Source organism: Limosilactobacillus ingluviei DSM 15946 (assembly GCF_001435775.1).
Lineage (GTDB): Bacteria > Bacillota > Bacilli > Lactobacillales > Lactobacillaceae > Limosilactobacillus > Limosilactobacillus ingluviei.
Genome location: NZ_AZFK01000052.1, coordinates 24,511 through 47,088 on the forward strand (window position 1 = coordinate 24,511; position 22,578 = coordinate 47,088).

26 protein-coding genes and 1 tRNA gene are annotated in these 22,578 nt (G+C 54.7%); 19 read left to right on the plus strand and 8 right to left on the minus strand.

Translation table 11 applies throughout. The features are described from left to right. Positions 1 to 390 precede the first annotated feature (390 nt). From FC43_RS06780 to FC43_RS06795, 4 genes are all read right to left on the minus strand, one after another. Positions 391 to 1,209 carry an IS66 family transposase gene (locus FC43_RS06780; RefSeq protein WP_056955107.1) on the minus strand — a complete coding sequence of 273 codons (819 nt, stop codon included), beginning with the start codon at positions 1,207 to 1,209 and terminating at the stop codon, positions 391 to 393. Positions 1,210 to 1,241: 32 nt separating this feature from the next. Beyond that, entirely contained in the window at positions 1,242 to 1,430 is a 189-nt protein-coding gene (locus tag FC43_RS06785; protein ID WP_019205751.1) for a hypothetical protein, read from the minus strand. Positions 1,431 to 1,499: 69 nt separating this feature from the next. Further along, a complete protein-coding gene (gene tnpB, locus FC43_RS06790; protein ID WP_056955108.1) occupies positions 1,500 to 1,856 on the minus strand; it encodes an IS66 family insertion sequence element accessory protein TnpB in 357 nt (118 codons plus the stop codon). Continuing rightward, positions 1,846 to 2,037 carry a hypothetical protein gene (locus FC43_RS06795; protein ID WP_056955110.1) on the minus strand — a complete coding sequence of 64 codons (192 nt, stop codon included), beginning with the start codon at positions 2,035 to 2,037 and terminating at the stop codon, positions 1,846 to 1,848. Before FC43_RS06795 ends, tnpB begins: the two co-directional genes overlap by 11 nt. Before the next feature lie 178 nt (positions 2,038 to 2,215). Between FC43_RS06795 and FC43_RS06800 the strand changes: the two genes are divergently transcribed. Genes FC43_RS06800 through menH form a run of 3 tightly spaced genes read left to right on the plus strand, consistent with a single transcriptional unit; the run spans position 2,216 to position 6,013 of the window. After that, entirely contained in the window at positions 2,216 to 3,571 is a 1,356-nt protein-coding gene (locus FC43_RS06800; RefSeq protein ID WP_056955113.1) for an isochorismate synthase, read from the plus strand. Continuing rightward, positions 3,550 to 5,223 carry a 2-succinyl-5-enolpyruvyl-6-hydroxy-3-cyclohexene-1-carboxylic-acid synthase gene (gene menD / locus FC43_RS06805; RefSeq protein WP_056955115.1) on the plus strand — a complete coding sequence of 558 codons (1,674 nt, stop codon included), beginning with the start codon at positions 3,550 to 3,552 and terminating at the stop codon, positions 5,221 to 5,223. Before FC43_RS06800 ends, menD begins: the two co-directional genes overlap by 22 nt. After that, positions 5,216 to 6,013 carry a 2-succinyl-6-hydroxy-2,4-cyclohexadiene-1-carboxylate synthase gene (gene menH, locus FC43_RS06810; protein ID WP_056955117.1) on the plus strand — a complete coding sequence of 266 codons (798 nt, stop codon included), beginning with the start codon at positions 5,216 to 5,218 and terminating at the stop codon, positions 6,011 to 6,013. Before menD ends, menH begins: the two co-directional genes overlap by 8 nt. A gap of 42 nt (positions 6,014 to 6,055) precedes the next feature. Here menH and FC43_RS06815 read toward each other — a convergent pair whose 3' ends face one another. Together FC43_RS06815 and FC43_RS06820 are read right to left on the minus strand one after the other, a co-directional pair. Continuing rightward, a complete protein-coding gene (locus FC43_RS06815; RefSeq protein ID WP_056955119.1) occupies positions 6,056 to 6,916 on the minus strand; it encodes an NAD(P)H-hydrate dehydratase in 861 nt (286 codons plus the stop codon). 15 nt (positions 6,917 to 6,931) lie between these two features. Next, complete coding sequence (locus FC43_RS06820; protein ID WP_056955121.1) at positions 6,932 to 7,747, minus strand: Cof-type HAD-IIB family hydrolase; 816 nt, start codon at positions 7,745 to 7,747, stop codon at positions 6,932 to 6,934. A 135-nt stretch (positions 7,748 to 7,882) separates the two neighbouring features. Here FC43_RS06820 and pepV point away from each other — a divergent pair, with 135 nt between their 5' ends. From pepV to FC43_RS06845, 5 genes are all read left to right on the plus strand, one after another. Further along, positions 7,883 to 9,283, plus strand: a complete 1,401-nt coding sequence (pepV, locus tag FC43_RS06825) for a dipeptidase PepV (protein ID WP_056955123.1) — start codon at positions 7,883 to 7,885, stop codon at positions 9,281 to 9,283. Between the two features lie 56 nt (positions 9,284 to 9,339). Then, on the plus strand, positions 9,340 to 9,837 hold the full coding sequence (locus FC43_RS06830) for a universal stress protein (RefSeq protein WP_056955125.1): 498 nt from the start codon (positions 9,340 to 9,342) through the stop codon (positions 9,835 to 9,837). A gap of 80 nt (positions 9,838 to 9,917) precedes the next feature. After that, positions 9,918 to 10,937 (plus strand): glycosyltransferase family 2 protein, encoded by a 1,020-nt coding sequence (locus tag FC43_RS06835; RefSeq protein ID WP_235807599.1) that lies wholly within the window; start codon positions 9,918 to 9,920, stop codon positions 10,935 to 10,937. A gap of 87 nt (positions 10,938 to 11,024) precedes the next feature. After that, entirely contained in the window at positions 11,025 to 12,413 is a 1,389-nt protein-coding gene (locus FC43_RS06840) for a L,D-transpeptidase family protein (RefSeq protein WP_056955127.1), read from the plus strand. Between the two features lie 120 nt (positions 12,414 to 12,533). Continuing rightward, complete coding sequence (locus FC43_RS06845) at positions 12,534 to 13,670, plus strand: glycoside hydrolase family 73 protein (protein WP_056955128.1); 1,137 nt, start codon at positions 12,534 to 12,536, stop codon at positions 13,668 to 13,670. Positions 13,671 to 13,714: 44 nt separating this feature from the next. Here the strand turns inward: FC43_RS06845 and FC43_RS06850 are convergent, their stop codons facing one another. Continuing rightward, positions 13,715 to 14,347: a deoxynucleoside kinase gene (locus FC43_RS06850; protein ID WP_056955130.1), complete on the minus strand. Its 633-nt coding sequence runs from the start codon at positions 14,345 to 14,347 to the stop codon at positions 13,715 to 13,717. Positions 14,348 to 14,509: 162 nt separating this feature from the next. On the opposite strand from FC43_RS06850, the gene FC43_RS06855 reads away from it, so the two are divergent. The 9 genes from FC43_RS06855 to folP all read left to right on the plus strand — a co-directional run bounded on the left by FC43_RS06855 (position 14,510) and on the right by folP (position 21,386). Next, the gene (locus FC43_RS06855) at positions 14,510 to 15,109 is read left to right on the plus strand and encodes a hypothetical protein (RefSeq protein ID WP_019205738.1); all 600 of its coding nucleotides are present in this window, start codon (positions 14,510 to 14,512) and stop codon (positions 15,107 to 15,109) included. A 118-nt stretch (positions 15,110 to 15,227) separates the two neighbouring features. Continuing rightward, a complete protein-coding gene (rbsR, locus tag FC43_RS06860) occupies positions 15,228 to 16,256 on the plus strand; it encodes a ribose utilization transcriptional repressor RbsR (RefSeq protein ID WP_338086420.1) in 1,029 nt (342 codons plus the stop codon). Then, positions 16,256 to 16,954: a CPBP family intramembrane glutamic endopeptidase gene (locus FC43_RS06865; RefSeq protein ID WP_056955135.1), complete on the plus strand. Its 699-nt coding sequence runs from the start codon at positions 16,256 to 16,258 to the stop codon at positions 16,952 to 16,954. Before rbsR ends, FC43_RS06865 begins: the two co-directional genes overlap by 1 nt. 21 nt (positions 16,955 to 16,975) lie before the next feature. Beyond that, entirely contained in the window at positions 16,976 to 17,335 is a 360-nt protein-coding gene (gene folB / locus FC43_RS06870) for a dihydroneopterin aldolase (RefSeq protein ID WP_082611479.1), read from the plus strand. Then, entirely contained in the window at positions 17,335 to 17,838 is a 504-nt protein-coding gene (gene folK / locus FC43_RS06875; RefSeq protein ID WP_056955161.1) for a 2-amino-4-hydroxy-6-hydroxymethyldihydropteridine diphosphokinase, read from the plus strand. The genes folB and folK overlap by 1 nt, the downstream gene beginning before the upstream one ends. Then, complete coding sequence (gene folE / locus FC43_RS06880; RefSeq protein ID WP_056955137.1) at positions 17,829 to 18,404, plus strand: GTP cyclohydrolase I FolE; 576 nt, start codon at positions 17,829 to 17,831, stop codon at positions 18,402 to 18,404. The genes folK and folE overlap by 10 nt, the downstream gene beginning before the upstream one ends. Next, positions 18,391 to 19,677 (plus strand): bifunctional folylpolyglutamate synthase/dihydrofolate synthase, encoded by a 1,287-nt coding sequence (locus FC43_RS06885; RefSeq protein ID WP_056955140.1) that lies wholly within the window; start codon positions 18,391 to 18,393, stop codon positions 19,675 to 19,677. The genes folE and FC43_RS06885 overlap by 14 nt, the downstream gene beginning before the upstream one ends. Next, complete coding sequence (locus tag FC43_RS06890) at positions 19,643 to 20,242, plus strand: non-canonical purine NTP pyrophosphatase (protein WP_019205731.1); 600 nt, start codon at positions 19,643 to 19,645, stop codon at positions 20,240 to 20,242. The genes FC43_RS06885 and FC43_RS06890 overlap by 35 nt, the downstream gene beginning before the upstream one ends. Continuing rightward, positions 20,232 to 21,386 carry a dihydropteroate synthase gene (gene folP / locus FC43_RS06895; RefSeq protein ID WP_056955142.1) on the plus strand — a complete coding sequence of 385 codons (1,155 nt, stop codon included), beginning with the start codon at positions 20,232 to 20,234 and terminating at the stop codon, positions 21,384 to 21,386. The genes FC43_RS06890 and folP overlap by 11 nt, the downstream gene beginning before the upstream one ends. On the opposite strand, the gene FC43_RS06900 is transcribed toward folP, so the two are convergent. Then, complete coding sequence (locus tag FC43_RS06900) at positions 21,360 to 21,692, minus strand: hypothetical protein (protein WP_056955143.1); 333 nt, start codon at positions 21,690 to 21,692, stop codon at positions 21,360 to 21,362. The two genes, folP and FC43_RS06900, sit on opposite strands and share 27 nt — an antisense overlap. A gap of 166 nt (positions 21,693 to 21,858) precedes the next feature. On the opposite strand from FC43_RS06900, the gene FC43_RS06905 reads away from it, so the two are divergent. Beyond that, on the plus strand, positions 21,859 to 22,188 hold the full coding sequence (locus tag FC43_RS06905; RefSeq protein ID WP_056955145.1) for a hypothetical protein: 330 nt from the start codon (positions 21,859 to 21,861) through the stop codon (positions 22,186 to 22,188). Between the two features lie 46 nt (positions 22,189 to 22,234). Then, a tRNA-Gly gene (locus FC43_RS06910) sits at positions 22,235 to 22,305 on the plus strand. Positions 22,306 to 22,578: the final 273 nt, after the last annotated feature.

The window sequence follows — 22,578 nt, forward strand, 5'->3', positions numbered from 1 at the left end:
TTTTGTGTTTTTAGCGTCAAACAGACAGTTTAGTTGGATAATAAAACGAATTATCAAACTTGTTTCGTAAACACGGCATAATAAACCGTATTTAGCAGAATAGCGCTCAGAATTATCCTTGAAGGAAGGACAACTTCTGAGCGCTATTTGCGTCTATTGAGTTCCAAATTTACGTTGAATTTCTGGATCCCACGGTAAATAAGCCTCCCAGACTGGACTTTCAGTCCATGTGAAGGCTGATAGGAGATGTTCTAAGTACTCACGTACCTTGAGCTGATTTAATTTAGCCGTTTGAATGAAGGTATACCAAATGGCGTTCGCTTCAGCCCCAGCTTCGGTTTTCGCAAATAAGTAATTTTTGCGTCCGATGGTTGTTGGCCGAATCAGTTGTTAATCATGATTGTTGTCTAATGGCAGCTCGCCATGTTCAAAAATCTGATAGACTCGCTCCTTCTGATTCAAGGCATAGTTAATTGCCACCCACAGTTTACCAATTGGGTGCTTAATCTCACCAATAAATCGGTAAAATTCGTCCAACAGTGGTTTAAGACGTAAGCGCCGCTTCGCTGCTTTTTCTTCTCTGGTGGTATAACTTAAGTCATGCTCGGTATGAAAGATCTCGCCTAACTTGGTTGCCGCTTCGGCGGCTTTGGAATGTTGAAGAATCTTCGCTCCCTTGCCAATTTTGACGATTTCTTTGAACTTCCGGGTAATGTGAATCAAACAAGCTTCGAGCGTCCCGTTTGGCAGTCGCTCTTGTTGATAGGCGCTATGTCCATCACACATCAAACAGCCTCGATAATCCGGGCCAATGATTTGAGGGATTACCTCGCCACCACGGGAGGCGGCGTAGAAAAAGTAGGCGATATTATGTTGATTAAACTCTTTCGCACTACTTGTAGCCCAAAAGTAACACTTGCTTCGTTCACTTTTAACAACTTGCACATAGAAGTTTTCGCAGTAAAACTCCATTGGTTTACACTTAATTTTACGATGAGCGAGATGCTTACCAATAATTTTCAATTCTTCTCCACAAGCATCACAAAAACGCTTTTTACCTTTAAGTTCATAGACCTTGTCCACTTGTGGTAAGGCATCCAAATTGGCTTGCCGGACACCTCGCTTCTTTTTGCGGCGACGAACCACGTACTCTTCAACTGCCGGTTCAGTTGAAACATTCGGATCAGTGCTGTTTTCTTCTTCCTTCACTGAATCCTCAAAAAGCGAAGTTTGACCTGGCGTCAAAATTTCACTTTTTTTCCGTAGGTCCGAACGCCAAAGAGCTTAATCGTTTCTGATAGCTCCAAGACCTTGGTTTCCAGTTCTTCGAACTTAGCAGCTTGCTTTGCAATTATGGCTTCTTGTTTATGTATAATCACTAAAGCCTCTTCTAAGCTTTGCGGTTCACGGACTTTCTTATGCTTAGCCATGGTTCATCACCTCCTTTTCTGATTTTTGTAAGCATATCAGAAATAGAGGCCCGTGAACATCCTTTTTGACTAATAAATTGTTCCTTTAATTGCTGGTTTGATATGTTTAACAGGCAACGGAGCGATACCTTGTAATAATTGTTTGATTTGACGTGGTGTTAAGTTAACGGCATCGTTACGATACCGTGGCCAACGCAAATTACCATTTTCAAACCGCTTATACAGTAAGACGAATCCTTCCCCATCCCAATATAAGCCCTTAAAGCGATCAGTACGACTACCGCAAAAGAGAAAAAGTGAATCATTGTCTAATTGAAGACCATAATTTTCTTCAACTATTAGAACTAAGCCATCAATTCCTTTCCGCAAGTCAGTTTTCCCGCAAACGATATAGACATGCCGCGGCGCGGCCCAGTTAATCAACATGATTCATCATCACAGTTAGTAATTTGGCAGCTAAGTCAGGATCAGCACCTTGATAGAGGTTTACTCGTAGTTTATTTAAGGTAACCGAGGTGGCTAACGTTTTTGCCGGATGACGCTTGTTGAAAATCGGCGCAACTGCCTTGGTCGTTGGCGTGCCCACCTCTACAACATCATGAATCATAAATAAAGACCTCCTATAGTTAAGTTTTCCCTAAGTATAGAAGGTCTCGATTGTGGTTTAAATCCGGTCAGTTATGCCGTGCTCACATTCCTCAGGTGAGGGGGGCAGCGCCTTTTTTGGTTGCCTAGGGGGACCAGTGCTATAATGGGAGCCGTGATTTTACGAAGGGGTGAACAACGTGAAAATAAGCTTAACACCAGCGGCATTAAAGCGTGCCGCAAGCTTTGCCTACGCGGCTTATACCATCTCGCTGCCGGCCGGGTCTTTGGGAGACTTGGTGGCGTGCAGTGCCGCCTATGTCGGGGGTCGGGCGGTCTTTGCGGCGGCCGACCAATCGCTGACCCTGTTTGGCGCTAAGCCGCTGCGGGTTTGGCGAGAGCTAACTCCGGCGCGCTTGCGCCAAATTCAACAGGAACTCCAGGTTCAGTGGGTTGATCTGACGCCCGGGGGTGGGGTGGCGCCTTGCCTCATGGGCGGGCTACCCTTTGATTTAGCCGGCCAGCCGGCTGAATTTTGGGCTGATTTGGCGACCGGCTATGTGATCTTGCCCCAGCTGCTGTTTAAGCAAACCCCGGCGGGCAAGACGGTGACCCTCCTGGCCCCGGTCAGTGCCCACTTGGCGGCGGACCTGCAGGAATTAGCGGATCAAGTCAGTGCCCTGCTGGTAGCTGACCCGCCGACGCCGGCGGCCACGCCAGCGGTGACCGGTACGGAGCTTGCGGTCGCTGACTGGATGCAGCTGGTCGACCGCAGCGTGGCGGCGATCCAGGCGGGGCAGTTGCGCAAGGTTGTCTTGGCCCGGCAACTGGCCGTTACCACTGGAGCGCACTTTGATCCGGTCGCCATCTTGCACCGGCTGGCCGCCCAGCAGGTCAATACCTACCGTTTCTTGGTGGAAAGCCCGCAGCGGGCCTTTATCGGAGCGACGCCGGAACGCCTGGTGAAAGCGACGGCGACTGAGTATTTGACCGCCAGCGTGGCCGGCTCAGCGCCGCGGGGGGCGACGCCAGCGGCGGATCAGCAGTTGGGCGCCGCCCTGTTGGCCGACCCGAAAAATCAAGTTGAGCACCAGATTGTCGTGCAACGGATTGCGAAATTGCTGGCGCCGTATACAACTGCCGTGACAATCGGGGCGCGCCAACTCTTAAAGAACCGGGATATTCAACACATTTACCACCCCTTGGCGGGGCCCCGGCAAGCCGGCAGCTACTTGCTGGACGTCGTCGCTGCCCTGCACCCGACCCCGGCCTTAGGTGGGGAGCCCCGGGCGGCTGCCTTGGCCTGGCTGCGCGAGCATGAAGCCGGGCGCGGGCTCTACGGCGCGCCGGTCGGCTGGCTCAGCCTCGGCGCAGACGAAGGCGAGTTTGTCGTTGGTCTGCGGTCTGGGGTCTTTAGCGCCCAGGCCGGCCGTCTGTATGCAGGGTGCGGAATCGTCGCCGCGTCGCACGCCGCCACGGAGCGGGCCGAGACCCGTTTGAAATTTCAACCAATGTTAAGGGGGATCAGTGATTCATGGACCATCAAGCGCAATTAACTCAGTATTTAGCCGCTTTTTTACGGGGACTCAGTGAGGCCGGCGTCCGGCAGGTGGTCATCAGCCCCGGTTCCCGTTCGACCCCGCTGGCCTTAATGTTGCACCGCCACCCGGCCTTTCAGACCTACTTGGACGTCGATGAACGGTCCGCGGCCTTTTTTGCTCTGGGCTTAAGCAAGGCCACGGGGGCTGCGGTTGGCTTGGTCTGCACCTCAGGCAGTGCGGCGGCCAACTACCTGCCGGCGATTTGCGAGGCCGAGGCAACCAATTTGCCCTTAGTGGTGATGACCACGGACCGCCCGGCTGAATTGCAAGGGGTCGGTGCCCCCCAGGCGATGGATCAACACGCTTTATACGGGGACCACGTCAAAGCAATGGTTGATTTGGCCCTGCCGGAAGCAACGCCGGCGCTGCTCAATTATGCCCACTGGCAAGCCTTCAAGCTGACCAGCCTGGCCTTGACCCGGCCCCGGGGCCCCGTCCACTTGAATCTTCCCCTGCGCGAACCCCTCTTGCCCAGCGCGGCCCTGCCATCGCCGAGCGGGCCAAGTAGCCAGGTTTTGCCGGTTACCCATCACGTCGACCTGACTCCGCTGCGCGCCGTGTTGCAACAACGGGGGCTGATCATCGTCGGCGAAGAACGGACGCCAGCCGAAGCGACCCAGTTGGCGCACTTGGCGGAAACGTTGGGCTGGCCGGTGGTCGGCGATCCGCTGACCAATTTGGCGGCCACTGCGACCCCAAATTATCTCGGTCAGGCCGACTTGCTCTTTCAAGCCGCCCTGCCGATGCCAGAAGTAATCTTGCGCTTTGGCCGCCTGCCGGTTACCAAGCCGGTGATGCAGTGGCTGCGGGCCCACCCGCTGCCGACGATCTTGGTCGAAAATGGGGCCAAATACCAGGACCAATTGCACCAGGCCACCTGGGTGCTGGACCAAACGGTGACCGAATTTGTCGCTGCCGTGGCCAATTTAAATCTGACCGCTCCGGCACCAGACTGGTTGATCCAATGGCAAGCGTGCCAAAAGCAAGCGGCCCAATTGGTGGCCAGTGTGGCTGATCAAGGACTGAATCACTCCACTGTTGCCCAGGGGTTACCTGCTTGGTTGCACGATCAGGATTTGTTTGTTGCTAATAGCAATGCCATTCGACTGGTTGATCGGCTGGCATTGACACAAACAGCCAATGTCCGCATCTTTGGCAACCGCGGCGTCAACGGGATCGACGGCTTGGTCTCGACGGTCGCTGGCCTGGCGGCTGGCCGCCAGCGCCCCGTGACCCTATTGATCGGCGACTTGGCCCTCTTTCACGACATGAATGGGTTGGCGATGCTGCGCCGGTATCAACTACCGGTCACGATCGTCCTCTTGAACAACAACGGCGGGGGGATCTTTAATTTCTTAGCCCAGCGGCACCTACCGGCAGCTGACTTTACCGCTCTGTTCCAGACGCCCCAGGACCTCGATTTTGCCCGGGTGGCGGCTTTATACGACTTTACTTACCACCACCCGCAGACGCCGGCCGCCTTGCAAGCCTGCTTGAATCAGCCCGGTCAACACCTGATTGAAGTGACGGATGCGCCGACGGGACCGGTGACGACTTGGGAAGCCCTGGTGGCAGCCTACCAAACGGCGGTGACCGCTCATGACTGAGGCGGCTTATTTCGCCAAGTGGCTGACCCCGTATCAGCCGGAGCAGCCGACCTTGGTTTGTCTGCACGGTTTTACCGGGACCGGGGCGACTTGGCAGTCCCTGGCGTGGCCCGCAACGGTCAACGTCTTAGCGGTCGATTTAATTGGGCACGGGCGCTCGCCGGTCTTTGTCCACCCGACCCGTTACCGGATGGCCCAGGTGGTGGCCGAGCTGCAGGCCCTGCTGGCGGCCAAACAAATCCTGGCCTACCACCTCTTGGGCTATTCGATGGGGGCGCGGGTGGCCTTGGCCTGGGCCTTAGCTGATCCCCACGTGGTCAGCGTAATTTTGGAAAGCGGGCGGCCGGGGTTGGCTGATCCGACCCAGCGACTGGCACGGCAGCAGCAGGACAACGCCCTGGCAGCGAAGCTCTTGACGGCCCCCTTAGTCGAATTTGTGAATGACTGGGAAAAACTCCCGCTCTTTGCCAGCCAGCGGGCCCTGCCGGCGGCGGTCCAAGCGCGGGTACGGGCCGAGCGACTCAGCCAGCAACCTTTTGGCTTGGCGATGAGCCTGATGATGATGGGGACCGGCCAGCAGCCCAACTACTGGCCCCAATTGGCCCAATTGCCACCGGGGCTGTTGCTTGTGGGCGAACAGGACGCTAAGTTTCAACGCCTTAACTTGGCGATGCAGGCCCAGGCCCCGCAGTTGGACTACCAGGTCCTGCCGGGGGGCCACTGTGTGCACTTGGAGCACCCTACCGAATTTTTAGCCGCCGTAATCACCTGGTTAAAACAATCTGCATAAAGAAACCCCCGCTGAGCGCTTGGCACCCAACGGGGGTTTGTGTTAGTTCATAAAGCCAATTTGGTGATCCGGCCCGCTTTGGGCGACCTTCTTCATAAAGGCCGGCAGGGCGTGGCTGATCTGGTGGGGTAAGACGACGTATTGATTTTCCGCCAGTTGATCGGCGATCGCGCTATGGGCGTAGGTCGCTGCCAACGCCGCTTGGGTGACGTCGGTGCGGAACTGGGCGCAAAAGCCCCCGATCATCCCAGCCAGGGTGTCCCCCATCCCGCCGACGGCTTGGGCCGCCGAGCCGATTGGCAAGCGCCAACTGCCGGTGGAAGCGTAGATTTCGGTGTGGTGTTTTTTGACCAGGACCATCCCGCCGAGCTTGGCCTGAGCGGCTTGGTTGGCCGCTGGGGTTTGGTCGGCAATGGCCAGCCCACTGAGTCGTTGCCATTCCATCTGGTGGGGCGTAAAGATCAGCTGGCCCGCTGGCAGCGGCAGGCGGTGCTCAGCCAATAAGGTAATGGCCGAGCCGTCAATCACCACCGTTTGGGCGGCCTTGGTCTGGGCAAAAACGGTTTGCAAGACCGCCAGGCTGGCCGCTTCCGTCCCCAGCCCGGGGCCAATCACGACCGTGTCAACCTGGGCGACGAGATTTGTGAGCGCCGCTTGATCGTGAAAATCAATCACCATCGCTTCGGGCAGCTGGGTGTGCAGGGCGGTGACATTCAGTGGGTCACAGGCCACGGTGACCAGGCCGGCCCCGGCGTAAACCGCGGCGGTAGCGGCCATAATGATCGCGCCGCCGTACTGGTGGTTGCCCCCGACGAGCAAGACTTTCCCAAAGGTCCCCTTAAAGCTTTCCTGGGGGCGGGGTTTGATTACCTGGCGCAAAATTTTTTCATCTAATTCTTGCATGTGCAACGCTTCTTTCTATTGGTATTCCTGTAAGTATTGGTCTAAAACGACTAAGACGCCATCGTGATTGTTATCGACCGGGACGCTAAAGCGGGCCAACCGCTTGATTTCCGGGCGGCCGTTGGGCATCGCGTAGGAATAGCGGGCCAGTTTAAGCATACTTTCGTCGTTGCCCCCGTCCCCAAAGGCGATCAGGTCATCACCACTTAACTGCCAGCGGGCCAAGACCTTGCTTAGGGCCCAGCCCTTGTTGATGCCGGGGATGGTCAGGTCCATCGAGCCATTGCCACTGGGGGTGACGGTCAGCTGGCCGGCAAAGCGGGCATCCAATTGGGCCTTGACGTTGGCGACGTCTTGATCGGCTATTAAAAAGGACAGTTGAAAAAAGTCATCGTCCGGCAGGGGCAGGAGTTGGTCTAAAATCGTGTGCTGGGGGTAGTAGCGGGTCATGTGCGCCAAGAGGGCGGCTGAGGGGTGGGGTGGAAAGTAGCCTTGCTTGACCCCGGCCAAGGTCGGTTCAATTTGTAATTCATCATGCAAAAAGGCCACGACCTGAGCGGCCAAGGTCCGCTCCAAGGTGGTCGTCATCAGTTCGTGCCCCTGGTCAATCACTTGGGCGCCGTTTTCGGCGATCACGGTCAAAGCTTCACACTGGTCGCCAAAGTGGGGCAACAGAAATTGGGCGGGGTCCCCACTGGCTACGATCACGTGACACCCTTGGGCCAAGAGCGCTTCTAAAATCCGTGCAAAGCGGGGGCGGTCAAAACTTTTATCGTCGCGCAAAAAGGTCCCATCCATATCAAAGGCAACGGCAGCAAACGGCAGTGGCATCTTATCGCATCCTTTCCAACGTCGTGTGCAGCAAGCAGGGTCACCGCTTGCGCACGAAAAACCATTAAAAATTAAAATAACTTTGCCTATATGGTATCATTAAATATAAGCAAACAGTTTATGGAGGCAGAAAAAATGACGGATTGGCTGCAAAAAGCAACGGAACAAAAAGAAAACTATTTAAACGACTTGATCGCCCTGATCAAGATTCCGAGTGTCCGCGACGACACCCAGGCCAGTGAAAAATACCCGCTGGGCCCAGCCCCGGCTCAAGCCCTGAGCGCCTTTTTGGAAATGGCGGAGCAAGATGGCTTTAAGACCAAGAATATCGATAACCTGGTCGGCTATGCCGAATGGGGGGAAGGCGATGAAACCCTGGCGATCCTGGCCCACTTAGACGTGATGCCGGCGGGCAACGGTTGGGACAGTGATCCCTTTGATCCGATCATCAAGGATGGCAACCTGATTGGGCGGGGGGCTTCGGATGACAAGGGCCCTGGGATGGCGGCTTACTACGCCATGAAGACCTTAAAGGACATGGGCGTTGTGCCCAACAAGAAGGTCCGCTTTATTGTCGGGACCGATGAAGAAAGCAATTGGACGGGGATGAAGCGCTACTTTGAAGTCGAACCCGAACCAACCTACGGCTTTTCACCCGACGCGGAATTCCCGGTGATCAACGGGGAAAAGGGGCAAGTGTCCCTGCTTTTGGACTACCCAGGGGGTAATACCGGCGACGACTTGTTGCGCTCCTTTAAGGCCGGTTTGCGCTTTAACATGGTACCGCGCGAAGCGGATGCGATCGTCGAAGTCGGTGATAATGAAGCGGTTGCTACGGCCTTTACCGCCTTTTTGGATGCCAACCCAGTGGAAGGGGAATGCGTGCTGGAAGCCGATGGGTTGCACCTGCAAGTGATTGGGAAAGCGGCCCACGGGATGGAACCCGAAAAGGGGATCAATGCGGCCACTTACCTGGCGACCTTCTTGCAACAATTGCACTTGGGTGGGCAGGCCAAGCAGTTTGTTGACCTGGTAGCCAACTACTTGCACTTAGATACCCGGTTCCACAACTTCATGGGTGCCTACACCGATCCGGTGATGGGGGACTTGACGGTCAACGTCGGCTTGTTAAGTTTTGATGCCGCTCAGGGGGGCCAAATTGACATGAACTTCCGCTACCCGAAGGGCGTCACGCCGGACGGCCTGCAAGCCAAAGTCGCGGCCGTGGCTAAGGATCACGGGATGACGGTCCACTATGAAAAATTTGAAGTGCCACACTACGTTCCCGCTGATGATCCGCTGGTCCAAACCCTGATGAAGGCATACATTGACCAAACGGGCGAAACTGACGCTAAGCCAGAAGTGGTCGGCGGGGGGACCTATGGCCGCTTGATGGCCCGCGGGGTGGCCTTTGGGGCCTTGATGCCAAGCACGCCGAACACCATGCACCAGGCCAATGAATACCAACCGGTTGCCGACCTGCTGAAGTCAATGGCAATTTACATGGAAGCGATTAATGATTTAGTAACCAAGTAGGCAAAAAGTGTTAAAATAAAAGGGTAAAGTAGACAATTTTGCTGGAGGTGGGAAAAATGGCTGAATATCAAAATATTTTAGTCGGGATCGATGGGTCCAAGCAATCACTGTTGGCCTTTAAAAAGGCGGTCGCAATTGCCCAACGCAATGGGGCCCGCTTGCACCTGTTAAGCGTGGTTAATGGAGAACCTTACCCAAGTGCGATTACGACCTTTGGAATTTCCGATAAGGGCTTGTACGACAAAGTAGTTGATAAGATGAAGCACCTGTTGGCTGACTTGACGACCCAAGCCCAAGAGGCCGGCGTCCAAGACGTAAAAACTTCCGTGGTGGTGGGCAACGCCAAGGTGATCTTGACGGATACCTATCCGAAGGATGAAGACATTGACCTGATTTTGGTCGGGGCCACGGGGCTCAATACGATCGGCCGGATGATCGTTGGTTCGACCTCGGCTTACATCGTGCGCCAAGCACCATGTGATGTGGTCGTGGTCAAGACCGATGAGGACAACCAGCCGGTGACCTTTAAGCAAGCTACCTACCCAGAAATTTAAATTGACGCGTGTCGAAAAACCGTCCAACCATGGGGCTGGGCGGTTTTCTTACGATTAGCGGCCCCAGAAAGGAAGATTCTTTGTTAAAGCCACTCCTCTCAATTATTGTCCCTTGTTACAACGCCCAGCCTTACTTGGCACGGTGCTTGGCCCCTTTGTTGGCGGTTGAGCGAGGCCTGGAAGTAATTCTGGTTGATGACGGCTCCACCGATCAGACTGGGGCCATGATTGACCAATCCGCGGCCGCCCACCCGACTTTGATCCGGGCGCTCCACCAAGCCAACGGGGGGCACGGGGCTGCGATCATGGCGGGAATTCAAGCGGCCGGTGGTGACTACTTGAAGGTGGTTGATGCCGATGATTGGCTGGACCAGGCCGCCCTCTTGCGGGTGTTGGCCTTTTTGCAAGAGCTCCGGGAGCAAGGCGAGCAAATTGATATGCTGGTCAGCAATTATACTTACGATAAGGTTAATGCGCCACGGAAAAAGACGGTTCGCTATCCGCACTTGCCCACCCACCAGGTCTTTTCCTGGGAAGCCGTCCACTTGCCGCTTGGGGAATACTTGCTGATGCACGCGGTCATTTACCGGACAGCAATGCTGGTGAATGAGGCCCACCTGGCTTTGCCGCGCCATACCTTTTACGTCGACAACCTCTACGTCTTTCAACCCTTGCCCTTTGTCAAACGGCTCTACTACCTCGACGTGGATCTCTACCATTACTTCATTGGCCGCGCCGATCAGTCGGTCAATGAAGCGGTGATGCTCAAACGAATCGACCAGCAACTCTTGGTCAACCGGCTGATGATTCGCTACTACACCCAGGTGACCAGCCTGGACAGTGGCTTGGGCAAGTACATGGCCCATTACTTAGAAATTATTACCACGATTTCGTCGGTCCTTTTGCTCAAAGATGGTCGCCCGGCGGCCCTGGCGAAAAAGCAGGCCCTCTGGCATGATCTGGCCCAGTTTGATCCAGCTTTGCACAATTTGCTTCGCCACCATTGGCTTGGCCTGGGAGTGAATTTACCCGGTAAAATCGGCCGGCGCGTGGCCGTGCAAGGTTACCAGCTGGCGCAAAAATGGTATGGCTTTAATTAGTCTTTGCGTAATGTTAAACAAAGGTTACAATTTTGCAATCAAATGGTAAAATAAGGGTTAAAGAATGCGGAAAGTGGGGAAGACATTATGCAGCGCAAAAAGCTTTTGATCAGTGTGGGGATCGCTGCCGTGGCCTTGCTGGGGGTATCCCTGGGCAGCCGGCACTATTTCCAGACTCATTTTAACCGCCACGTGACGATTAATGGGATCAACGTGGGCGGCTTAACGGCGGCCCAGGCTTACGAAAAGGTGAGTCAGACCAAGCTGACCAACCGGGTCTATTTAAACGGTAAGCTGGTCTTTGACGGGCACGACCAACAACCGGTCTTTGCCAAGGATGCTAAGCAAACCGTTGCCCGGCAGTTGCAAAAGCAAGCGACCTGGTTCCCGAGTCGGCAACCGCACGCCTACACCTTGCCCTTGCAAATGGATCAAGCGGCCTTGCGGGCGGATATGAAGGCGACTTTGCACCACCAGTTAGGACAGTTAAATGGCAACAAGCGCCTGCCAGTGGATGCCAAGGCGGTGTGGCACGCGAACCGGGTGACGGTAACCCCCGCCAAGCACGGGACAGCGTATGATGAAGCCAAAGTCATGGCGGCTCTGCTTCGCCACCAGAATGAACCGACGATCAAGCTGACGGCTAAGGTCCAACAACCCTTAGAAGCGGACAGTCCGACGGTGAAAAAAGCGGTGGCCGCGTTAAAGAAGCTTAACAATGGGCAAGTGACTTACCAAGTCGCGGGGCACCCGGTGAAGGTTAAAGCCAGCCAGGTGATTGATAAGGCGACTTATCAAGCCGGCAAGTACCACTTTACCCCCGTCAAAGAGGCGGCGGTGATCAAGCAGTTGAACGCCAAGTACGCTACTTTGGGCAAGAAGTTCAAGTTTACCACCCACGCGGGCAATACGATTACGACCACGGCGGATGGGGATTACGGCTGGAAAATCATGGCCAGCCGGGCGGCCACCACGATTGGGCAGGCGATCGTGACTGGGCGGACCCAAGTCGATGCCAAGGCCGACATTTACGGGCAAGGCTATGATACGCGCGGGTTGGGCTATGGAGTGACTAAAAACGACGGCTTAGGGGATACCTACGCCGAAGTTTCGATCGCTGACCAACACGCTTGGTTCTACCGGGATGGTAAGTTGGTCGCTTCAGCCGACGTGGTGACCGGGAAGCACAGTAGTGGTGATGATACCCCCAAGGGAGTCTGGTACGTGATGTATCAACAAATGCATACGACCTTACGCGGGACTGGCGATGACGGCAAGCCGTACGCGTCACCGGTAACGTACTGGACGCCGTTTACCTTGAGCGGGTGTGGGTTCCACGATGCCAGCTGGCGGAAGAACTGGTCCAAGACTGCTTACTTAACTGATGGTTCCAATGGCTGTGTCAATATGCACCCGGCTGATGCGGGGGTGGCCTTTAAAGCCTTGTCCAATAAGGAACCCGTGATTGTGTATTAATCAAATTTAACCTCTTAAAAAATTGTTGCTCCGGCGGGGCAGCAATTTTTTTTGACTTTTTTGCGTTTTGAAAATAATTTTACGCTTTCATGACGTATATAAAAGTAAAGGGGGAATTTCATGATGCACTTAAAAACAACTTTAACAACGGCAATTGCAATTACGACGCTCACGTTCAGTCCACTGGGCCAGGCGGCAAATCAGCTGCCGCCCGCCGCGTGCCAACAACTGGCCAGCGCAGTGGTCTTAAAGACTCGCCAACCACTGACGACCGCCGAATTGGCCGCCCTGGCACCAGACAGTCAGCAAACTTATCAGCATTGGTTGACGGAATACCAAGCCCAGTACCAAACCGCCTTTGCCCAGGGGGTCGCCGACGGGTGTCAAGGGACTTGGCAGCGGCCAACGGAGTGGCAGGATCCCGTCCAGCCGGCGGGGTACCAAGCCGGGTTTGACCTGGCTTGCACCCACCAACCGGCACCCGCAACGGAAAAGCCAGCGGCAACGGCGCCGCAGCCGGCCCCGTCATCAGCGCCGCAGCCGGGGGCCCCAGCGGAGGTCCCGCCGACGGCAGCCCCGCCGGCGCCAACGGGAGCGGTCGATCAACAGACCTACCCGGCCCGGCCGCTGACGCCGCACCAACGGGCCTTCATTGAACAATTGGTCCCGGCGGCCCAGGCGATTGGGCAGGCCCACGATTTATACCCGTCCGTTTTGTTGGCCCAAGCCGCCCTGGAAAGCAACTTTGGGACCAGTGATCTGGCGGTCAACCATCACAATTACTTCGGCATCAAGGGCCAGTACCGCGCCCAAGGGGTGACGCTGCCCACGGTCGAGCACTTAAACGGTCAGGATGTGACGGTGCTGGGGACCTTTCGCCACTACCCGGATGAACAAGCCGCGTTAGCCGATTACGCGCAGGTTCTGGCGCAACCGACCTATGCGGGGGTACACCGGCACGTGGCCACCACGTATCGGCAAGCCACCCAGGCCTTGCGGGGAACCTATGCGACCGATCCCAATTATGATCGGAAACTCAACCAGTTGATTGATACCTACCAACTGACCCAATACGACCGGGCCACCCCACCGGCGGATTCGGCCGCGCCACCAACGCACCGAGCGCGGCCAACGGTGCCCCAAACCAGTCCTTCGCCAACCGTTGCGACAGCATTGAAAGCGAATTGGACGTGGTCCGTCTTGGGTGGGGCCGGCTCGGTGGGGATCATTGAAGTCCTGCGCCGCTTGTGGCATTGACAATGAAAAAAAGCAGTTGCCAGCGCAACTGCTTTTTTGCTCATTTAACGGATTGTCGCTAGGCGTTCGTCAATCATGCCTAAGACGATTTCGACGTTCTTGGGGTCATCGAGGTTGTAGCGATCCAAGTCAATTTTCATTTTCGGGCTGGCATCGTATTCCCGGTACCAATCCTTGTAGGCCGACCACATCTTGTAGTAGTAGTCCTTTAATTCGGGGTTGTGATCGATCTGTTCGTAATCCCGCCCCCGTTTTTTGATCCGGTAGAGGATCGTTTCAAAGGTCGTTTCCGAGTAGACCATCAAATCCGGTGCCTTTTTTGGCAGGTGGTTTAAATCTTGCATCATATTGTCGAGCAGCTGCAAGTAAACGGCCAGTTCGGTATCGGAGATATTGCCTTCGGCGTTGTTTTCCTTGGTAAACAGGGCGTCTTCATAAATTGAGCGGTCCAACACGTTGTTATCATCGGACAGGGCCTGCTTGATCATTGAAAACCGCTTGTTTAAAAAGTAGATTTGTAAAAGGAAACCGTACTGCTTTGGGTTCTTATAGTACAATGGAAGCACTGGGTTTTCGCCCACCGGTTCAAAAAATGCCTGGGTATTCAAGTGTTCTGCAATTTTGCCGGTGAGGGTCGTCTTGCCCACACCGATCATACCAGCTGTAATAATCACCATAATTGCCCCTCTTTATCTTTTTTTCGCAACGATCACTATCTTACTACAAACCGCGCGCAGACAAAAGCGCTGGGTACTGGAATTCGGGGCGAAAAAGCGGCAAACGACCGTAGCAGAAGGGACCAACCCCAGCATAAAAAATTAACAGCGGAGGAAAATGAAATGAGCCCAACAGAAATTAAGGAAGCCCTCTTGCTCAGCCAGCAAAATGGGACCCTGGTAGAGGTTTATAATTTTGCGGATGATGACACCTTTAACGTCGGCTTTGTCTTGGCGACCGACCAGTCGTTTACCTTGTTGTTGACCCTGGATTGGGACGCGAAGATCAACGGTTTAACCGCGATTCGCTTAACAAGTATTCGCCAGGTGCGGGCCCAGACCGACTATTTGACGACGGTCGCTTACAAGAGCCAGGTCGCCCAAGCCCACGGTTACTTTGACATCTGGGGACTGGAAGCGTATGTAGCCACCCAAGATTATCAGCACAAACCTTTGTTGTTGACCCTGTTGCACGATGCCGTCGACCATCACCTGCCGGTGGTCATCGGGACGGCCAAGTACAAGGGGCGGGATGACTTTGAAGGGATCATTCACCAGTTGGGGACAATCAAACTTACCCTCCACTACTATAATGAACATGACCTGTCGTCCTTGTGGGAATACGAAATTCTCTTGGCCCAAATTGATTATTTACGGTTGCGGGGCAGCCAGGGGGCGACGACGGCAGCAATTCTGCGCGGGATCTTTGCCACCTCGGTCTAGCGTCCTTACTGAAAATAAGGTAAAATGTTTACCAAACTAGCGGTCAAGTGCGGGGCGCTAAAATATCAGCGCCCCAATGGCTTAAGAGGGGCCCGGTTGCGCGGGCCTTTGGAGGAGAATTATGGCAAAAAAAGTGACGATTAAGGATTTGGCCAAGGCGGCCGGGGTGTCAGTAACGACCGTCTCACAAATTTTGAACGGCAAGGGGGCCCGGTTTAGCCAGGCGACGCAAGACCGGGTTCACGCGCTCAAAAAGCAGTTGAATTACGTTCCGGATTTCAACGCCCGCAATTTAATTTTGCATTCGTCCAAAACGGTGGGGGTCTTGGTGCCGAATATCGGCAATCCCTTCTTCTCGTCCTTTGTCCGGGGGATTCAAGAAGTGTGCCGTCAAAAGGAATACATGCCGCTGGTCTTTAGTGCCAGCCATGAAGTGGAGTTGGAACGCTACTACCTGAGTCGGTTGGTCGAACGATCGGTCGACGGACTGATCATCGCCTCGTCGTCGATTACGGCCGAAACGATTGACGAGATTTTAAAGCCCAACGCGATTCCCTATCTCCTGTTTGACCAAAACCAAACTCATGACCACGAAGACCGGGTTTCGGTCGATGACTACGCGGGTGGGCAGTTAGCCGCGGCCCACTTGGCCCAATTAGGGCACCGGCGGATCGTGATGTACATGCCGACGGCGCCAACGGAAAACGTCCAAAACCGGTTGGCAGGTTTTAAGGCGGGACTGGCCGCGGCGGGGATTGCTTTTGATGAGGAAGCCATCGTCAAGACGACCTTGAGTAAGCGGGGCGGCTATGAACAAACCGCGGCGGTTTTGGCCCACCAGCCCACGGCGGTCTTTTGTGCCAACGACGAATTGGCGATTGGCCTGTACCGGGGCCTGCAAGAACGCGGGGTGCGGGTGCCAGCGGACTTGTCGGTGGTGGGCTTTGATGATATTGATTTAGCCGAATACGTGACTCCCCAATTAACGACGGTTCACCAACCGATCAATCAGTTGGGCCAACAAGCGGCAACCCTGCTCTTTAACCGGATGACGGCCAAGGAGCAATCATTAGAACAACAATTGGTCAAGATGCCGGTTCACTTAGTGGAACGGCAGAGTACGGCCAAAGTAAGTGAGGATCAGTAATGCGAACAAGAATCGATTTAACGCAGCAACCCCTGTGGCAACGGGTGCTGGTGATGGTGGGCCTGGCCTTGGTGATTCAAGTGCCACCCCTGTTTTTATTTGCCGTGCGCCAGGCCGGGAGCCAGGGGGCCCGCTGGGGCTGGTTGGCCGGGTATTTTGGCGTTTTTATTGCCATTATTGCCCTGGCCCTGGCCGTCTACCAGCGGACCGGCTTTGGTTTAAAGCGCGCCTTATCCTGGCGCCAGGCCCGCGATTGGATCTTTGGTGGGTGGCTGGTGCTGTTGTGTTGCCAGCTGGCCTTAAGCTATTTTAATCGCTTGTGGTACCACCAAACGGAAACGGCGAATAACCAAGCGATTGCCGAGTTGATGGGGCATGACCCGTTGGTGATTGTGGCGATGAGTATCGGGGCGATCCTATTGAGTCCCGTCGCTGAAGAGGTGATCTTCCGCGGCATTTTAATTGATCTGTTTTTCAGCCGCTTTCAGTTGATTGGGCCCATTTTAGTGTCGGGGTTGGTCTTTTCGGCTGAGCACGCCAGTACCAATCCGATCAGCTTTTTGATTTACTTCATGTTGGGTGGGGTCTTGGCCTATGTCTACCAACGGACCGGCCACTTAGAGTATACGATTGCCATCCACGCCCTGAATAATTTGCTCGCGACCGGCGCCTTGGTGGTACCATTGTTGTTACATTAAGAAAAAGAGAGATGAGAAGTGATGGGATACATTAATTTGAATAATATGGCCTTTCATACCTATAACGGGGTGTTTGGCGAAGAAAAAAAGCTCGGCCAGCGGTTAGAAATCGACGCGAAGCTGGGCTACCCGATTGAACAAAAGGTCCGTCATGACGACTTAAGCGAAACGGTCAGTTATGCCGACGTTTACGAAACCATCCGTCAGTTTGTGACGACCAATTCCTTTGATCTGATTGAAACGGTGGCCAACCGCTTACTGGATGAAATTTTGGCCGCTTACCCGGCGTTGACTAGCGTTCACCTTAAGGTCCGCAAGTACGCGGTACCGATTGCCGGGATTTTTGACAATGTCGAAATTGAGGTCGAACGGCAACGATGATGACCCCAGTATCGCTCAGTATCGGTAGCAACATCGGTGATCGGGCCGCTAATTTACGGCTCGCGGTGCACTTGTTAACGCTCCGACCGGAAATTAAGGTGGTGGCCGTATCCCCGGTGTATGAAACGGAGCCGGTGGGCAGGGTGGTCCAACGCAGTTTTTATAACTTGGCCGTCCAACTGGAAACCCGCCTGACGGCCAGCGACTTGTTGCACTACTTGCACGTCATTGAGCAATCTTTGCACCGGCGGCGTTTAGTGCACTGGGGGCCGCGGACAATTGACCTGGATATTATCTATTACGGGAACCGGCAGTTTAAGACGGCGACGCTTAAGGTGCCGCACCCGGAAATGGCCAACCGCCGGTTTGTGTTGGTCCCCTTATTGACGGTCCTGCCGGCCGGGGATCAACGCCAACAGGTGGCGGCATTGTTGGCCCAGACGCCTGATCACAATTGGTTAACGGAAATTATTGGAAAAGAGGAAGTTCAAGGATGGATTTAGCACGAATTGAAGCGGCGGTGCGGGAAATCTTGCTGGCCGTTGGGGAAGATCCCACGCGCGAAGGGCTGCAAGAAACTCCCGCCCGCGTTGCCCGCATGTACAGTGAAGTCTTTGCTTCATTAGGTAAGCAAGCCGAAGAAGTGGCCAATTACAAGGCCTTTCACGTTGAAGAACGCCCCGAAATGGTTTTGGTGCAAGACATTCCCTTTTACTCAATGTGTGAGCACCACCTCTTGCCCTTTTTTGGGGTAATCAGTTTAGCTTACGTCCCCAACGACCGGGTAATTGGCTTAAGTAAGATTCCGCGTTTGGTGGACTACGTGACCAAAAAGCCGGGGATGCAAGAACGGGTGACGACGGAATTATTGACAGAATTGGACCGGCTGTTAGCGCCCGCCGGGGTCGCCGTGAGCGTGGCGGCTCGCCACATGTGCATGGAAATGCGCGGTGTGCATAAGACGGGTCAGTTTACTTACACCAGCAAGTTTAGTGGGCAGTTTGCCACTCAGGAGGCCTTGCGGCAGGAATTCCTGCAACAAGTGCGGACGCATCATGACCAGCTATAAGGCGGCCCTGGCGGCCTTTGCGCCTGCCATGAAGGGGGATCAGGCCGACCGGGTGCCGCTTTTGCGCCAAATCTTGGCCAACCTCGGGCATCCGGACCAACGGTTTCAGATCGTCCATGTGGCGGGCACCAATGGCAAGGGCTCGACCGGTCAAATCATCGCGGAAGCCTTACTGGCCAAAGGCTTCCGGGTCGGCCACTTTGCTAGTCCGGCCCTCTTGGACGAACGTGAACAGGTCCAAATCAACCACCAATTAATCACACCCGCTCAGGTGGTGGCCGCGGTGGCCCAAATCAAGGCCCATTTGCCGGCCGGCGTGACCTTGGGGAAGCTGACCATTTTTGAAGGGTGGACCTTGATTGCCCTGGTCACCTTTGCCCGTCAGCAAGTTGATTGGGCGGTGATTGAAGTCGGCCTGGGTGGCCGGTTGGATGCCACCAATGCGATCAGTGCCCCGGCCTTAGCCGTAATTACCCACCTGGCCTTAGACCATACCCGGATTTTGGGTCCAACGCTGACGGCGGTGGCCCACGCCAAAGCGGGGATCATTAAGGCTGGTACGCGGGCGGTTGTCTTGGCGCCGGAGCAAGCCCCGGCGGCCCGGGCCGTCATTGCCCAGGCGGCTAAGCAAGCGCAGGTTCCCCTGATAGACAGTGCCACCGTAGTTCAGGTCCACCCCGCGCCGGCCGGACAGGTGGCAATTCAAGTGGGGGCTGAACCAGGCTGGCAAAGTCCCTTTGGCTTAAGCGGCCAGTTTCAGCGGCTCAACTTGGTGACCGCTTTGGCGGCCTTACGTCAGTTGCCGCTAGCTTGGTCCGTGGCTGAACTGCAAGTAGCCTTGGGCCGGGTCCGCTTGCCGGGCCGCTTTGAACAAATCAACGCCCAGCCACCGGTGATTTTAGACGGGGCCCACAATCCCGACGGGACGCGTCATTTGTTAGCGGCGTTGCAAGAGCGTTACCCCGCAGCGCAACCAACCTTTATTCTGGGGTTCTTGGCTGATAAAGCCGTGGCCACGTTGGCCCAGCAGTATCAAGCCCTCGGGGCGACTTATTACCTGGTGACACCCAACCACCCGACCCGGGCCCTCCCGGCAGAAAAGCTAAAGGACTACTTGCCCACCGGTCAGGTGATGCCTTCGGTGGCGACGGCGTTAACGGCGGCTCTGGATGCGGCTACGCCGAAGACGGTGATTGTAATTACGGGTTCATTTTATGTAGTGAAGGAGGGAAAGCGACTTGCCGCAACTAAATTTTATTCTGGCAACCAATAATGATTTTAAAATTAGTGAATTAACGCGGGAATTGGCCTTTTTTGGCGCGACCGGTCAGGGTTACCAAGCGGTCTTAGGTCGGCGGGTGGCCTTTCCGCCGGAAGGAACGACCAGTTATGCAGCCAATGCGACGCAAAAAGCGCAGTTTATCAGTCAGCTTCTGCCGGATGCGCTGGTGATTGCCGATGATTCCGGGATTGAATTAGCTCACCGGCCAGGAGAACTCGGGGTACAAACGGCCCGCGAACTGCACGCTAAATTTGGCACCCCGGCCGTGAACCAAGCGCTGATCGAGCGGGCGGTCGATCCTGACCGGGGGTTTACGATGCAAACGGTAATTGCCTTAGCTCGCGGCGGTGAATTGATGGCGCTCTACCACGGCCAGTTGACCGGCCAAATCGCTCGAACTCCGTGGCCCACGGGGCATGGGCTGGATCAGATCTTAATCCCGGCGGGCTTGACCCGCCCCTTGGCAGCCTTACCCCTGCCAGAATTTGTAAAGTATGATCACCGCAGTCAAGCGGTGGCCGCCCTCGTGAAAGGAATGACGCAAGATGAAGCTTGAAAATTGGCACTTAGCAAAGGAAGCGCCGGCCTTCGCCCCGCTTTTTAATGACATATTAGTGACCCACCGTTCCTTAGCTTTGAAGTGGACTTTTCCGGCCCCGGCGCAAACCGCGGTCCGGGATTTATTGGCCGGTTTTGATCTAGCAGTGGTGGATTTACCAGCCGGCCTCGGCTTTGTTTTGCCACAAAGTGCTTGGCCGACCTTTGCCAAGCGGGTGGGCGAACGCTTTGCTAGTGATGCGCCCTTGCAAGCTGACTTAGCTGCCTTACAAGCCGAACAAGCCGTCTGGTGGCAAGCGGGGGCCTTTCGCTATGATCTGACCACGACCCCCTTAGTCTACGGAATTTTAAACGTGACCCCGGATTCCTTTTATGATGGGGGCCGGTATGCGCAAACTGATGCAATGATCGCCCAGATCGAAAAAATGGTGGCGGCCGGCGCCGACATAATTGAGCCGGGGGGCCAAACCACTAAGCCGGGGGGCTTTGTGGAAGTCGAGCCGGACGAGGAGTGGCGGCGAATTGAACCGGCAATTAAGTTGATCAAGGCCCGTTACCCGCAGGTGGCCGTAGCCGTAGATACCTATAAACTGCCGGTCATGGAGCGGGCCTTAGCGGCCGGCGTTGACATTATTAATGACGTTAATGGTTTTGAGACGGCCGCCAAGCGCCACTTGCTCAGCCAGTATCACCACGTCGGGTTGGTAACCATGCACTCCAGCCGGGGACATGAGTACCACAACTTAACGGCGGGAATGGTGGATTTCTTCCGCGCCAACCTCCAAGCCCTGCAGGCAGCGGGGATTGCAGCCGAGCGGATCTGTTTGGATCAGGGGATCGGCTATGCCAAAGTGGCGGATGGCTACCAAGACTTTGCCATGATGAACAACGTGGCAGCCTTAAATCAATTCCACCGGCCGATTATGGTGGCAATTTCGCGTAAGGGCTTCGGCCAACGTTTGTTTAACCTGCCGAAGGATGAACGCTTAGGCGTCACCTTGATTGCCGAAGCGGCCATGTACTTAGCGGGGGGCCGGGTGCTGCGGGTCCACGATGTGAAAGCCACCCGCCAGTTGGTCAAACTCCTGGATACGATTAAGCAAAGTTACTGGACCCTACCAGGGCATGGCGAGCAACAGTAAGCCGACGCTAACTTGCGACCACCGCGCTAAGCGGGGACTGCCAAAGGTCAGGCGTTTGCGGCGAAAGCTGAGTTCGATGATGATTAAAATGGCAAAGAGGAGGGCGACTTGCCAGCTGTGCCAAAGCAGCCGGTAGGGCCAAGTTACGATCAAAATCCCAATCCGCACGCTCAAGAGGCTGGCTAATAAGAGCCGGGTCCAACCGCCAAAAAAGGACAGCTGCTTTTCTGCCGGGGCGTGCAGACCGCGGTGGTAGGTCCAAAAAATTGCGAAAACGAGCAACCAGTTCACGGTTAAGATAATCATATTTTTTCTCCCAAAGTGGTAAGCAACGAGCCGAGGGCGCGTTGCTTTTTTTATTTTGCAGTTTACTTCTATTTTAGCATGGTCGAAGCGGGGGACTTGAAAAATTGCCAAAAGTGTGTAAACTAGTCCTTATTGCAATTAATGGCGAAATAATGAGGTGAACTGAATGACGTTTTATAAAATTGGCGATGAAGTCAAAGCTGGTAAGTTTGGTCCCTTAGAACACGATTTTGGCGGGATCGTGGAAAAGGTTTACGAAAATTCCATCATGATTGCGATCAAGCAGTTTGATCCTTCCGATAAGACCAGTGTCAACGAATTGAACGGTCGGGCGGTTATTCGCAAGGATGAAGCCAAAATGGTCAAGGCGGTTGAACGGACGGCCGAAGACAAGGAATTAGCCGCCAAGGAAGAAAAGGAAAAGGGCGAAAAAGCGGCAAAGCCAGCCCGTAAGAAGCGGACCACGAAAAAATCCGAAAAAAAGGGTGACAAATAACGGATTTATGGTAAGATATAAAAGGTGATTGATTCACCTAGTTATTGCGGGTATAGTTCAGTGGTAAAACATAACCTTCCCAAGGTTAAGTCGCGAGTTCGATTCTCGTTACCCGCTTGTTGAACATCGTGTTGACGGTGTTCTTTTTTATAACATTTCGCATATGTTATAACAGTTAACTTTTAACCACAGTAAGAAGGCAGTTGCCACTTAGCGAATCCGGGATGGTGCAAGCCGGAGGGGGAGCCCTTCTGAAGCGGGGTTAAAGGAGAATTGAATATTCAACATTAATGAGTGGAATGGAAATTCAAGTAGAGTGGTACCACGGGAAATCTCGTCTCTAATCAACAGTTGTTGGTTAGAGACTTTTTTATTAGCTCAGGAGGGAAA

Bases quoted from the DNA above. Each gene is read 5' to 3' on its own strand.
- FC43_RS06785 (WP_019205751.1), bottom strand. From the start codon at position 1,430: ATGGCTAAGCATAAGAAAGTCCGTGAACCGCAAAGCTTAGAAGAGGCT.
- tnpB (WP_056955108.1), bottom strand. From the start codon at position 1,856: ATGTTGATTAACTGGGCCGCGCCGCGGCATGTCTATATCGTTTGCGGG.
- FC43_RS06795 (WP_056955110.1), bottom strand. From the start codon at position 2,037: ATGATTCATGATGTTGTAGAGGTGGGCACGCCAACGACCAAGGCAGTT.
- menD (WP_056955115.1), top strand. From the start codon at position 3,550: ATGGACCATCAAGCGCAATTAACTCAGTATTTAGCCGCTTTTTTACGG.
- menH (WP_056955117.1), top strand. From the start codon at position 5,216: ATGACTGAGGCGGCTTATTTCGCCAAGTGGCTGACCCCGTATCAGCCG.
- FC43_RS06815 (WP_056955119.1), bottom strand. From the start codon at position 6,916: ATGCAAGAATTAGATGAAAAAATTTTGCGCCAGGTAATCAAACCCCGC.
- FC43_RS06820 (WP_056955121.1), bottom strand. From the start codon at position 7,747: ATGCCACTGCCGTTTGCTGCCGTTGCCTTTGATATGGATGGGACCTTT.
- pepV (WP_056955123.1), top strand. From the start codon at position 7,883: ATGACGGATTGGCTGCAAAAAGCAACGGAACAAAAAGAAAACTATTTA.
- FC43_RS06830 (WP_056955125.1), top strand. From the start codon at position 9,340: ATGGCTGAATATCAAAATATTTTAGTCGGGATCGATGGGTCCAAGCAA.
- FC43_RS06840 (WP_056955127.1), top strand. From the start codon at position 11,025: ATGCAGCGCAAAAAGCTTTTGATCAGTGTGGGGATCGCTGCCGTGGCC.
- FC43_RS06845 (WP_056955128.1), top strand. From the start codon at position 12,534: ATGATGCACTTAAAAACAACTTTAACAACGGCAATTGCAATTACGACG.
- FC43_RS06850 (WP_056955130.1), bottom strand. From the start codon at position 14,347: ATGGTGATTATTACAGCTGGTATGATCGGTGTGGGCAAGACGACCCTC.
- FC43_RS06855 (WP_019205738.1), top strand. From the start codon at position 14,510: ATGAGCCCAACAGAAATTAAGGAAGCCCTCTTGCTCAGCCAGCAAAAT.
- FC43_RS06865 (WP_056955135.1), top strand. From the start codon at position 16,256: ATGCGAACAAGAATCGATTTAACGCAGCAACCCCTGTGGCAACGGGTG.
- folB (WP_082611479.1), top strand. From the start codon at position 16,976: ATGGGATACATTAATTTGAATAATATGGCCTTTCATACCTATAACGGG.
- folK (WP_056955161.1), top strand. From the start codon at position 17,335: ATGACCCCAGTATCGCTCAGTATCGGTAGCAACATCGGTGATCGGGCC.
- folE (WP_056955137.1), top strand. From the start codon at position 17,829: ATGGATTTAGCACGAATTGAAGCGGCGGTGCGGGAAATCTTGCTGGCC.
- FC43_RS06885 (WP_056955140.1), top strand. From the start codon at position 18,391: ATGACCAGCTATAAGGCGGCCCTGGCGGCCTTTGCGCCTGCCATGAAG.
- folP (WP_056955142.1), top strand. From the start codon at position 20,232: ATGAAGCTTGAAAATTGGCACTTAGCAAAGGAAGCGCCGGCCTTCGCC.
- FC43_RS06900 (WP_056955143.1), bottom strand. From the start codon at position 21,692: ATGATTATCTTAACCGTGAACTGGTTGCTCGTTTTCGCAATTTTTTGG.
- FC43_RS06905 (WP_056955145.1), top strand. From the start codon at position 21,859: ATGACGTTTTATAAAATTGGCGATGAAGTCAAAGCTGGTAAGTTTGGT.